Source organism: Chryseobacterium balustinum (assembly GCF_900168205.1).
In the GTDB taxonomy this organism is placed as follows: Bacteria; Bacteroidota; Bacteroidia; order Flavobacteriales; family Weeksellaceae; genus Chryseobacterium; species Chryseobacterium balustinum.
In genome coordinates, this window is sequence record NZ_FUZE01000013.1 from 1 (window position 1) to 11,840 (window position 11,840).

10 protein-coding genes and 1 pseudogene are annotated in these 11,840 nt (G+C 33.0%); 5 read left to right on the plus strand and 6 right to left on the minus strand.

Features of this window, described 5'->3' with window-relative positions; all coding sequences use genetic code 11:
* The first annotated feature begins 191 nt into the window (after positions 1-191).
* Positions 192-521 (plus strand): hypothetical protein, encoded by a 330-nt coding sequence (locus B5X64_RS14140; protein WP_079465875.1) that lies wholly within the window; start codon positions 192-194, stop codon positions 519-521.
* A 246-nt stretch (positions 522-767) separates the two neighbouring features.
* Positions 768-983, plus strand: a complete 216-nt coding sequence (locus B5X64_RS23340; RefSeq protein ID WP_079465876.1) for a transposase — start codon at positions 768-770, stop codon at positions 981-983.
* Here B5X64_RS23340 and B5X64_RS14150 read toward each other — a convergent pair.
* From B5X64_RS14150 to dnaK, 6 genes and pseudogenes are all read right to left on the minus strand, one after another.
* A pseudogene (locus tag B5X64_RS14150) lies at positions 910-1,865 on the minus strand (primase-helicase family protein); the annotation flags it as partial. The gene B5X64_RS23340 and the pseudogene B5X64_RS14150 sit on opposite strands and share 74 nt — an antisense overlap.
* A complete protein-coding gene (locus tag B5X64_RS14155; RefSeq protein ID WP_079465877.1) occupies positions 1,862-2,239 on the minus strand; it encodes a helix-turn-helix domain-containing protein in 378 nt (125 codons plus the stop codon). The gene B5X64_RS14155 and the pseudogene B5X64_RS14150, both read right to left, overlap by 4 nt.
* Positions 2,240-2,351: 112 nt before the next feature.
* Positions 2,352-3,143: a DUF2214 family protein gene (locus B5X64_RS14160; protein ID WP_079465878.1), complete on the minus strand. Its 792-nt coding sequence runs from the start codon at positions 3,141-3,143 to the stop codon at positions 2,352-2,354.
* A 1-nt stretch (position 3,144) separates the two neighbouring features.
* Positions 3,145-4,386, minus strand: coding sequence for a site-specific integrase (locus B5X64_RS14165; RefSeq protein ID WP_079465879.1), 1,242 nt, complete (start codon positions 4,384-4,386; stop codon positions 3,145-3,147).
* Positions 4,383-4,952, minus strand: coding sequence for a helix-turn-helix domain-containing protein (locus tag B5X64_RS14170; RefSeq protein ID WP_079465880.1), 570 nt, complete (start codon positions 4,950-4,952; stop codon positions 4,383-4,385). The genes B5X64_RS14165 and B5X64_RS14170 overlap by 4 nt, the downstream gene beginning before the upstream one ends.
* 230 nt (positions 4,953-5,182) lie before the next feature.
* Positions 5,183-7,072 (minus strand): molecular chaperone DnaK, encoded by a 1,890-nt coding sequence (gene dnaK, locus B5X64_RS14175; protein WP_079465881.1) that lies wholly within the window; start codon positions 7,070-7,072, stop codon positions 5,183-5,185.
* 447 nt (positions 7,073-7,519) lie between these two features.
* On the opposite strand from dnaK, the gene ppk1 reads away from it, so the two are divergent.
* The 3 genes from ppk1 (at position 7,520) to B5X64_RS14190 (ending at position 11,668) form a co-directional block, all read left to right on the plus strand.
* Positions 7,520-9,589, plus strand: a complete 2,070-nt coding sequence (gene ppk1 / locus B5X64_RS14180; RefSeq protein ID WP_079465882.1) for a polyphosphate kinase 1 — start codon at positions 7,520-7,522, stop codon at positions 9,587-9,589.
* A 147-nt stretch (positions 9,590-9,736) separates the two neighbouring features.
* The gene (locus B5X64_RS14185) at positions 9,737-10,636 is read left to right on the plus strand and encodes a Ppx/GppA phosphatase family protein (protein WP_079465883.1); all 900 of its coding nucleotides are present in this window, start codon (positions 9,737-9,739) and stop codon (positions 10,634-10,636) included.
* Positions 10,637-10,696: 60 nt separating this feature from the next.
* Positions 10,697-11,668 (plus strand): hypothetical protein, encoded by a 972-nt coding sequence (locus tag B5X64_RS14190; protein ID WP_079465884.1) that lies wholly within the window; start codon positions 10,697-10,699, stop codon positions 11,666-11,668.
* Positions 11,669-11,840 lie beyond the last annotated feature (172 nt).

Sequence of the window (11,840 nt, forward strand, 5' to 3'; positions counted from 1 at the left end):
CTTTTTCGGTGCTGCCATAATTAAAATTACTCTTTTTATGAAAACACTCCTTAACTTTTTAATATCTAATGTCTACTTTTTGCTGACGATTTACAAGAGTAAAAGATTACATCAATTCGCAATACCTAAAACCTGAAGATCTAAAGATCATTGAGCCAGCCGAAAGAAAATTTAATCTGTATCAGATTGATTTGAATAATGATGGTAAAAAAGAGGTTTTAGTCAATTTCTTCACCCCCTATTTCTGCGGTTCGGGTGGATGTACTTTGGCTCTTTTGGATAGCAATCTAAAATTGATCAACAGATTCACCGTCACACGAACTCCGATCACCATCGACTCCAAAACTGAAAATGGCTGGAAGGTTCTGTGGCTTCAGGACAGGAATACCTGGAAAAAATTAATCAATAAAAATGGAAAATATCCATCAAACCCTTCTGTAATTGAAAATACTAAAGAAGCTCCAGAGACCAATACCATAAAAATTTTTGATACAAATACCTCAAAATCATACTCTTTCTAAAATTATTCCATTGAAAAAATCATCATGCTTAACACACTTATTTCTGCTTATTTCTGCAATAACATTTTATAGTCAGAAGATTAACGACAGTACAAAAGTAGATGTCAGCGTTTTGGCATTGAATTTAAATCATCTGATCCCAGAGAATCATGCTACCATATTAATTGACAGCGTTGTTGAAAAGCTAGAAATTTCCGATATTATATCACAGTTTAAAGGCGGGGAAGATCAAGCTATCATCCTAGGATGTTATTGAAAATATTTTTTTACGGATATCTCAATAATACGTATGCCAGCAGAAAGCTGGCCAGGGCTGTAAAGGAAAATATTTATTTTATGTGGCTCTCAGCGAGACTTCATCCAGATTTTAGAACTCTCAATGATTTTAGAGAAAGTCTTGTGGAACAATATTTATTTCTTCATCATTGTTGCTTTCAAAAAATTCATAAAGCAATTCTATGATTTTAGATTCGAGTTTATTATTGTTTTTGAAAACTGATTTTTGAAGTGCTTATGTTCTGATCTCATCGGCAGAAAACCACATTCTTGTTTTCCTTTCCGTTGAAAACGGTCTTTCAATTAAAAACCGAAAAAAATAGGGGATTTCGGAAATGAGGTTATTCAAAAACTCAGTATTTTCCGTTTTGATCGGATTGATTTTAAGAATCCAAAATCGAATTTCGTTTTCATCGATTTGAATAAAATTCTCTTCGTTATTGGAACAAAGAATAAACTTGGCGAAAAAATCGATTTCTTCTCTGTCTTTTCCTTTGGCTTCCAACTTATCTTTATTAGTTGTCGAAAGATATTTGAGTCTTTCTGTAATTTCTTTTTTGTCGAAAAAAACTTCATCGATTGCCACCAACAACATTGCTGCCCAATCGATGTTGAATTGACTGCCGAATGAATCGCCTTTTATGTAAGTTATATTCAACCCGAAAATCTCTCTCAACCATTTGATAAATGTTGATTTTCCAGTAGACCGTTCTTTGGACACCAAACATAAAATAGGTAGAATTTGTGTTGGAAATTGCAGGAGAATTTTCAAATAATCCAAATCCATTTCAAATTGCTCTCCGAAAATATGTTTTACAAAATTCAAAGAAAATGGAATGTTATTTTTTAAATTTTCATTTTCTGATGAAGGATGAAATGGAATTTCGTTGTAAATATTATAGAAAACTTGAATGATTTGTTGATAATTTAGATGTTCCGGAATACAACAGAAACCATCAAATTTGGGCAGCGAACCAAAACTGAAGTTTTATCGCCAGAAATTAATGGCTTTTGTATTAATTTATAATAGGTGGTTCCAACTCGGATGTAGGGAGTCTTTTGGCTCATCTTTGTAGATTTTGATTAGAATCCACATTTGCCTTTTTTGAATTTTTTCTGAAACTGGCTTCCGCTTCAGATTGGATTTCCTGTAAGGTTTTCTTCCTTCCCTTAGAAATCCAATCCAATAATTCATCTTCAAAAAAGTAGAGTTTCTTGCCATTTTTATAACAAGGAATCAATCTTTTCCGCACAAGAGTATACACAGTAGGTTTAGCCTTACCGATAATTTGGCAAGCTTCTACAATATCAATCGGAATTCTTTTTACGGGAATTATCGGAGGTTCTTTCCTTTCTACCAGAAATTTAATTTCGGCTATTTCGCTAACCAGATGCGCTACTGCTCGTGGCAGATTTTCAAATGAAATGTCATTGCTATCCATAACTAGTGTTTTTGATTGTTATGGTGCAAAGAAAAAAAGTGATTCGTCTGTGATCGCTATAAACACGCAATCACAGAGGAATCACTAAACATACACTTGATTTTGTGATTTTTTATGTTTTTTGGTAGTCTGTCATGTTTTCTTGAATTTTAATATTACCTTTTTGAGGTTCATCTTTCAAATGTGACTTGATACTATCTAAATCAATATCATCAAGCGAAACAAATACAGTTTTTAATAATTTTGAAATTTCTTCCTGTTTTATTGGTCTAAAATAATTCCAAATATTCCATCCAAAATGATAAAGGTCTAGATTAGATAATTCTTTGGTATGGACAGAAATACCGTTAGGAATCTCTTCTTTTTTTGAGTAAAAACTTACGGCATTACAAAGTGCATCAAGATCTTCATCTGTTACATATAATGCAAATTGATTCCGAGTATAATCCAGAGCGATTTGTAGTTTTACACTTTCATTCTGTTGCTTTTGCTGGAGTTGAGTTTTTCTTATAGATTCCAGATTTACGGATTCTGTAGTTTGATTCACAATACTTTCCTCCGAATTTTCGACTAAATAGATTGGTGTATTTTCATCAATTATTTGTTTTTGCTTCTCCCCTACATTCTCAGGATTTTCAGATGGGATCAAATCTTCAGTAGAATTTTCGGAACTGCCTTTTTTAGGGAAAATCTTTCTGAATAAGACAATTATACCATCGAGAAATAAAATGATAAGTGCATAAAATAATATACTTAATGCTGTGATTGACCAAAATACAATATTTGCGGTATATTCGTCACCACCTTTTCCAAGAAAAGAAATTCTTGCTAATGCTCCCCCTATTACACATACTACTAAAACGGAAAGGTAGATGACAATATATTCGAAATATTTAAAGTGCATTTTATAAGTTTTTTAGATGAATAGCAGTTGACGCTTTATTTTTCTTTTCATCAACAACCTTTGCATAAACCTGTGTAGTTTTTACGTTCGTATGACCAAGCATTTTACTTACTGTGTAAATATCAGTTCCACTCGAAAGTTGAAGCGTTGCAAAAGTGTGTCTGAAATTATGAAAAGTTATTTTTTTAGTAATTCCAGCACTTTCAATCCATTTCTTGAGTGGTCGGGAAATCCAAGCCGGATTCGTCAGATTTTTAAAGATCAAATCATCTGGAAGACCTACTTGACCACAAAGTTGTAATGCTTGTTTAGACATCGGCATGTATTCTACACCTTTTGTCTTTTTTTGTGTAAAATTTATTTTTGCCTGATCGTTTTCAATACTTATTTCTTTCCACGTTAGTTTCTGAATATCGGAATGTCGTAGACCTGTTAAAGCTGAAAAAAGTGCTGCTCGTTTAAGAACTTCAAGTTCGCACGGCGTTTCAACTAAAGTATTAAGTTCATCAAGTGTTAAATATTCTCGTCTTGATTCTTCGTGCGGAATCGCTTTTATTTTAGCAGAAATATCAGTCGTAAAATATCCATCAATAAAAGCCTGTTTCAATGCAGCTTTGAAAACAGAAAAATAAGTTGAAGCCGTATTTTGAGAAATAGTTTCTTCTTTATTGCTACCACTTTTCGCAGTCAACAAATATGATTTAAAGTGTTCACAGAATTTTGTGTTGATCTGCGAAAACATAATTTTTTCGCCTCCAAAATCTTTTAGAAATTCTATTGAGCGATACCAATTTATTTGAATAGATTCGGAATTGTTTTTATGTCGTTTACTAACCAGCTGATCAAAATATCTCACAAAATTCTCCTGCGACTTTTCTTTTTCTTCTAATTGAATTTTGTCGAGTTCGCTGTAAAGTTCTATATTGTCATATTCTCTCTGACGTAATTTACGCATAGAATCTGCATAGAACATTGTTTCTCGATCATTTTCGCTTTTGCAAACGATAATACCATTGTCATCTCTTTTCGGTTTAAATGATACGGATTCTTGGGTTGTTCTTGCAGGTCTTTTCTTATCAAAATCTACGGTTGTGACACTTCGGTTCAAATATTCCCGGATTCTTTGAACTTTATCTTTGCCAGGAATCATCACAGGATAACTTTCCAAATAAATAAACCATTCTTTTCGGAATTCGGATTTTCGCAATCGTACGGTAACTTTGGTTTTTAATAACTCTTTCATTTTCCGTCAAAAATTTTATCAATTAAATTTTTAGGAACATACACAAAACTTCCAACTTTCTTTGTCGGAATTTTGTTTCTTTTAATTAGTTTTGTTACAGTTCCTGGATCAGCGTAGAATTTTGAACTAATTTCGGAAATTGTATAACAATTACCAACTTCAAAATCGGGTTTCTCAGGAATTTCCTTGGATTGATCTGGCATTTCAACTGCCGTAAACATTTTTTCTATATCGATTTTGCTTACACGAGTAAGTCGCTCTCCTAAATTGATGGCAGGTATTTTTTTACTTTTAATTAATCTATGAATTGTGTTTTTTGAAATTCCAAAAAGCATTTCCGCTTCACTCACAGATATATAAGGTCGTGTTTGCAAGTCAGCAATTTTAGAAACTGAGTTTTCTAACAGTGTTTTTTTTGCTTCGATTTCTTTTGCCAATTGTTTTTGCCTTTTTCCCAACTTTTCCGAGCAGTACTTACTGCAAAATCTGGTGGCAACTGTTTTTGCTTCAAATGGCTTCTGACAAAATTCACAAAGTTTCGGTATTTTAAGATTGCTGAAGCCCATAATTCAATTTTTTTAAATTTAAAAATATGCATTAGTACATTTAAGACATAATAAGAACCACATTGTCCGTTATTAAGATGCGGTACAAATAAGATACAAAATTACAACAAAAATCGATTAAAATCAACTATTAATAAAAAATACAAAAACAAAAAAAATCGCTGTAAACATTACATTTACAGCGATTTGCTAATTTATTTCGATCGATATTAATCGATGATAATTGCTAATTATTTGACTTCTTCGAAGTCTGCATCCTGAACATCTTCTGCTCCGTTTGCCTGACCTTGATTTTGTTGAGCTCCTGCATCAGCACCTTGACCTTGTGCATACATTTCTTCTGAAGCTGCCATCCAAGCTGCATCTAAAGCCTCAGTTTTAGCTTTTACATCATCAACATTTTGAGCTTCAAAAGCGGTTTTCAATTCTGCGTGTGCAGTTTCGATAGTTGCTTTTTTGTCAGCTGATAATTTCTCTCCGAATTCTTTCAATTGCTTTTCAGTTTGGAAAATCAATCCGTCAGCTTTGTTGAAAACTTCAACTTCTTCTTTTCTCTTGTTATCAGCTGCAGAGTTTTCTTGAGCTTCTTTTTTCATTCTTTCGATTTCTTCGTCAGAAAGACCTGAAGAAGCCTGAATTTTGATAGACTGCTCTTTACCAGTTCCTTTATCTTTTGCCGAAACACTCAAGATACCATTTGCATCGATATCGAAAGTTACTTCGATTTGAGGAACTCCTCTTTGTGCTGGTGGAATATCTGTAAGGTCGAATCTACCGATTTCTTTGTTATCGTTGAACATTGGTCTTTCACCCTGTCCTACTCTGATGCTTACAGCTGGCTGGTTGTCAGAAGCTGTAGAGAATACTTCAGATTTTTTAGTTGGGATAGTTGTGTTCGCTTCAATTAATTTAGTGAAAACAGAACCCATTGTTTCGATACCTAAAGAAAGTGGCGTAACGTCTAATAAAAGAACGTCAGTTACATCTCCAGTTAAAACTCCACCTTGGATTGCTGCACCAATTGCTACAACCTCATCCGGGTTAACACCTTTTGAAGGCTTTTTACCGAAGAATTTCTCAACTTCCTCCTGGATAATTGGGATTCTTGTAGAACCACCTACCAAGATTACTTCGTCGATATCGCTGATAGAAAGACCTGCATCAGAAAGCGCTTTTTTACAAGGCTCCATAGATCTTCTTACTAAGTCTGCAGCTAACTGCTCAAATTTAGCTTTAGTTAAAGTCTTCACTAAGTGTTTCGGACCTGTAGCTGTAGCTGTAATATATGGAAGGTTGATTTCTGTTTGAGCAGAAGAAGACAACTCGATTTTTGCTTTTTCAGCTGCTTCTTTCAATCTTTGTAAAGCGATTGGGTCAGCTTTCAAGTCTACACCTTCTTCAGCTTTGAATTCGTCTGCCATCCAGTTGATAATTACATCATCAAAGTCATCACCTCCTAAGTGCGTATCACCATTTGTAGACAATACTTCAAAAACACCATCTCCTAAATCTAGGATTGAAACGTCAAAAGTACCACCTCCTAAATCGTAAACTGCAATTTTTTGGTCTTTGTTAGTTTTGTCCATTCCATAAGCCAAAGCTGCTGCTGTAGGCTCATTGATGATTCTTTCTACTTTAAGACCTGCAATTTCTCCAGCTTCTTTCGTTGCTTGTCTTTGAGCATCGTTGAAGTAAGCAGGAACGGTGATTACCGCTCTTGTTACCTCTTGTCCAAGATAATCTTCAGCAGTTTTCTTCATTTTCTGAAGAGTCATTGCAGAAATTTCCTGTGGTGTATATTCTCTGTCGTCGATTTTTACCTTTACAGTATCGTTTGGTCCAGCAACTACTTGGTAAGGTACTCTAGAAATTTCTTTAGCATCTTCTTTAAAGTGTGTACCGATAAATCTTTTGATAGAATATACCGTTTTTGTTGGGTTAGTTACAGCCTGTCTTTTTGCAGGATCACCTACTTTTCTTTCACCATCTTCTGTAAACGCTACGATAGAAGGAGTTGTTCTTTTACCTTCTGCATTAGGGATAACTACAGCATCTTTACCTTCCATTACTGCAACGCAAGAGTTGGTTGTACCTAAGTCAATTCCGATAATTTTACTCATAATATTTATATTTTTTCTAATTTTTAAATTTGATTACACTCTCACTTTCTCAATATCTGTACCATTAGAATTTTTGTGACAAATTGACAGTTTTGAAAATAATTATTTTAAATCCTGGACAATATTTTTATTGAATTTTATTGTACGATGACACGTTTAGCAGAAACATTCTGTGGATTTAAACAGAAAAGTTAATTGTATTGAAAACAAAAAAAGATAAGAACACATTAAAAAACAAGACTTACAAAAAACTTATTTACTCTTTTTTAAGCATTTACAAGATTAAATGACTTATATATTTTCTTTTACTGACAATTATTATATTTAATTAGCACTTTTCTACCCTACTCATCTTTTACTTTCAACTAAAAATTTAATTAAGAATTAACTTTAGAATCTTCTGAAAGAACAGTTTTATTACTATTTTTGATAAATTTTACACAAAATATGTCTTTACATTTTAATCCCAGAGATGTTACCTGGTTAGCATTTAACGAAAGAGTTTTACAGGAAGCAATGGACGAAAACGTGCCGCTTCATCTCAGAATTCGTTTTCTTGGGATTTTTTCAAATAATCTGGATGAGTTTTTCAGAGTGCGTGTTGCCGGTCTGAAGCGTGCGATGGATTTTAAAGAAAAGGTAATTGCAGAATCATTTTATCAGCCGCCATCGAAAATTCTTCAGAGGATTAATGAAATTGTTATTACCCAACAGGCAGACTTCGATAAAACCTGGAAAAAAATTCAGCTTGAAATGGCAGAGCAGAAAGTTTTCATTAAAACTTCAAGAAACCTCACAGCCAAACAGAAAGAATTTGTACGACAATATTTTGATGAAGTGGTAGAAGCGAATGTCATCCCGATTCTCCTTCACGAAAACACGCCTATGCCTTACATGAGAGACAAAAGTTTGTATCTCGGTGTTGCCATGAGAAAAAAAGACTGGAATTATCACAGTAACTATGCAATTATTGAGATTCCTTCACGTTTTGTGGGAAGATTTGTACTCTTACCAACTGAAGATCCTGAGGAAAAAAATGTCATGTTGCTTGAAGATGTTATCACTTTCAACTTGCCACATATCTTTTCTTATTTCGGATATGATGAATTTTCTGCCCATTCTTTTAAAGTAACGAAAGATGCAGAAATGGATATTGATAATGACATCAAAACCAATTTTGCCGAAAAAATAGAAAAAGGACTTAAAAACCGTAGAAAAGGAAAACCTACCCGTTTTGTTTTTGATAAAGACATGGATAAGGCAATGCTAGAATTGCTTATCCGAAAATTAAATTTAAGTAAAAAAGACAGCATTATTCCTGGTGGAAAGATTCATAATTTCAAACATTTTATGGATTTCCCTGATGTTATTGAATACAGCAAGAAACCGGTGGAAAGAACGTCTTTTACGCATCAGGCTTTTGAGCATGGTGAAAGAGTGACAGACGTTATTCAGAAACAAGATGTTTTACTGAGTTTTCCGTATCACACTTACACACCGGTAATCGATTTGTTGCGTGAAGCAGCCATGGATCCGGATGTAAAATCTATTCAGATTACCGCTTACCGTTTGGCGAGTAATTCAAAAATAAGCAATGCGTTGATTTATGCTGCCAGAAACGGCAAAGAAGTAACGGTAATGCTCGAACTTCAGGCAAGATTTGATGAAGAATCGAATTTGATGTGGAAAGAAATGTTTGAACCTGAAGGAATCACTGTTTTAATAGGTATTCCTGACAAAAAAGTACACGCTAAGCTTTGTATCATCAAAAAAAGGGTACATAACAAAACTCTGCAATATGGTTTTGTAAGCACTGGAAATTTTAACGAAAAAACAGCCAAAATTTATGGTGATCATTTGATAATGACTTCTGACAGAGGCATTATGGCAGATATCAATAAAGTTTTTACGGTACTCAAAAAACCAAAGGAAGATTATTTATCGGTTCTAAAGACTTGTAAAAAGCTGATGGTTTGTCCGCAGTTTATGCGTGAAAAAATTGTGCATTATATCGATAAAGAAATTGAAGAAGCCAAAGCCGGAAGAAAAGCGGAAATGATCATCAAGGCAAATTCGGTAAGCGACCGTGCTCTAATCAGTAAAATGTATGAGGCTGCAGAAGCAGGTGTAGTTATCAGAGTGATTGTACGAGGAATCTATTGCGCGATCAACCAGAAAGAATTTAAACAGAAAATTAAAGCCATAAGCATTGTTGATGAATATCTGGAGCATGCAAGAGTGATGTATTTTTACAATAAAGGCTCTGAAGACATCTACATTTCTTCTGCCGATTGGATGAATCGAAATTTGGATTACAGAATAGAAGCTGCCGCAAAAATCTCCGATAAAAATCTTAAAAAAGAACTGAAAGACATTCTTGATATCCAGTTAAAAGACAACGTAAAGGCGAGAATTTTAGATAAAAAACTGAGCAACGAATACATCAGCAATGGGGAAAAAGAATGCCGATCACAGATTGAAACGTATAAATATCTGAAAGCAAAAACAGGAAAATAGATTTTTAAAACATTAAGAATATTAAATTTAAGAATCAATATCAAACACCCGTTGAAATTAACATTAAGAATTAAATTTCGTAAATTCGGCTTATAAAAACACAAGTTTTAAAATTTAAACAACTGTAAATCAATAAAATACAATCAAATGATCATTGCAGCGATAGACATAGGAAGTAATGCAGCCCGACTTTTAATCAATGAGGTAAAAATTCAAAACGGTAAACCCGAGTTTATTAAACTAAACCTTCTCCGAATACCTCTGCGACTGGGAATGGATGTGTTCACTCTTGGAAAAATCGGCGCCGAAAGAGAAAAAATGGTCTTAGATTCTATGAAAATTTTCAGTGATTTGATGAAAGTTTATAAAGTAGAACATTACAGAGCCTGCGCAACCAGCGCCATGCGTGATGCCGAAAATGGTAAAGAAATTATTGAAAAAGTAAAAGATCACTCAGATCTTATTATAGAAATTATTTCAGGAGACGAAGAAGCAACTTTAGTCTATGAAAATCACGTTGCAGAAGGTCTCGATAAAGATTTCGCCTATCTTTATGTAGACGTTGGCGGTGGTTCTACCGAACTTACTTTCTATGAAAATGATAAAATGGTCTACGAAAAATCTTTCAACATCGGAACAATTCGTCTTCTCAACAATCTCGTGACAGAAGACAACTGGAAAGAAATGAAAGAAGAAATTAAGGCAAATATCAACAGTAAAAAACAGATTGTAGCCATCGGCTCCGGCGGAAACATCAACAAAGTTTTCTCTATGAGCAAAACCAAAGACGGAAAACCAATGTCTATTGCTTATCTAAAAAAAGCTTATAAAGAATTCAATGATTTAACTGTTGACGAAAGAATGACAAAATACGGTTTCAGAGAAGACAGAGCCGATGTTTTGGTTCATGCTTTGAAAATCTACAATTTTGTGATGCATTGGGCAGATATTAATAAAATTTTTGTACCGAAAATATCAGTTGCGGATGGTTTGATTCATAATATTTATGAAAGGGTTTCAGGGGAGAAACAGAATAATCAACTTTAAGTTTTTTAATCTATTAATTTCAAAAACTAAGGCTTTTTGGATGATTTTATATAACGAATTATGTATTTCAAGAAAGTTTCAATAATTTATTTTATACTTATTAATATTTTTATTTATTCTCAATTTGAAAGAAAAAAAATAGAAACTGATAGCAGCTACATTGAAATAGTCAAGAATTCAAAATATAAAGTCTTCAATGAAATATATAAGTCTAAAGATTCCATTTGGAGCAGAGTTACATTCATAGATGATACACTAAAATTAAACAGTGAAGGCTGGACTACAAAACAGCATAAACGGTTAGGAATTTGGCAAGAATATAATGAAAATGGTGATTTGATGTATACAAGAGATTATGATAATAACACGTGTATTATTAATTCAAATCTTTACCCATATCATAATTTATTAGTTGAGACGAAAAAAAAAGCTGACAAATTGATTCTTGAAAATTATGGCGAAAAGTTTATGAATAATCATGTAATTTTCGAGTTTTATTGCTACGCATATCAAGATGGTAAATATGTTGGTTCTTGGGATGAGCCTCTCTCTGGCAAACCTAATTCATTTATTTTCGATTACAGTGTAAGATTAAAAAAAACTGATAAGCCAATCTATTTACGAATCGAAATTAATAAAAATGGAAGGCTTGTTCCGCAAGAACACTATTATAATTACGCTGGTTTTGAAAAAATTGAAGAAAAAAATAGAATATTCAGAATTTCAAAAGAAAATGCAATCGCAATTGCAAATACAAAGGGACTAAAAAATAACAACAATAGTAAAGTTCAAGAGTATTTAATTTGGGAAAATCAGAAAACTAATGGATATTTTAGATATTATATTACAAATCTAGTTGATAAAATCCACTATGAAAAATCTGAGGACAGAAAGGGTATAGTATATAAATTTGATGTTTATGTTTTCAATCCATGGACAGGAAAATTCATAGAAAAAAAGAAAATGAAATCTATTGAAGAGTCAGGGAAACGAAGTGACCATACAACAGGACTTCTACCTGACATAGAATAATTACGCAAAAAAAAATCCCAAAATAAAATCATATTACTTATTTTAATCAAACATAAATAATTAACAATTTATTTAAGAACACTCATAATAATAACAAATTATTAATCAAATCTTAAAATTCGCTTAAAAGCCTCACAACTTTCAATTCTCATTTTTGCACAAATCTATAATC

Bases quoted from the DNA above. Each gene is read 5' to 3' on its own strand.
- B5X64_RS23340 (WP_079465876.1), top strand. From the start codon at position 768: ATGTTATTGAAAATATTTTTTTACGGATATCTCAATAATACGTATGCC.
- B5X64_RS14155 (WP_079465877.1), bottom strand. From the start codon at position 2,239: ATGGATAGCAATGACATTTCATTTGAAAATCTGCCACGAGCAGTAGCG.
- B5X64_RS14160 (WP_079465878.1), bottom strand. From the start codon at position 3,143: ATGCACTTTAAATATTTCGAATATATTGTCATCTACCTTTCCGTTTTA.
- B5X64_RS14165 (WP_079465879.1), bottom strand. From the start codon at position 4,386: ATGAAAGAGTTATTAAAAACCAAAGTTACCGTACGATTGCGAAAATCC.
- B5X64_RS14170 (WP_079465880.1), bottom strand. From the start codon at position 4,952: ATGGGCTTCAGCAATCTTAAAATACCGAAACTTTGTGAATTTTGTCAG.
- dnaK (WP_079465881.1), bottom strand. From the start codon at position 7,072: ATGAGTAAAATTATCGGAATTGACTTAGGTACAACCAACTCTTGCGTT.
- ppk1 (WP_079465882.1), top strand. From the start codon at position 7,520: ATGTCTTTACATTTTAATCCCAGAGATGTTACCTGGTTAGCATTTAAC.
- B5X64_RS14185 (WP_079465883.1), top strand. From the start codon at position 9,737: ATGATCATTGCAGCGATAGACATAGGAAGTAATGCAGCCCGACTTTTA.
- B5X64_RS14190 (WP_079465884.1), top strand. From the start codon at position 10,697: ATGTATTTCAAGAAAGTTTCAATAATTTATTTTATACTTATTAATATT.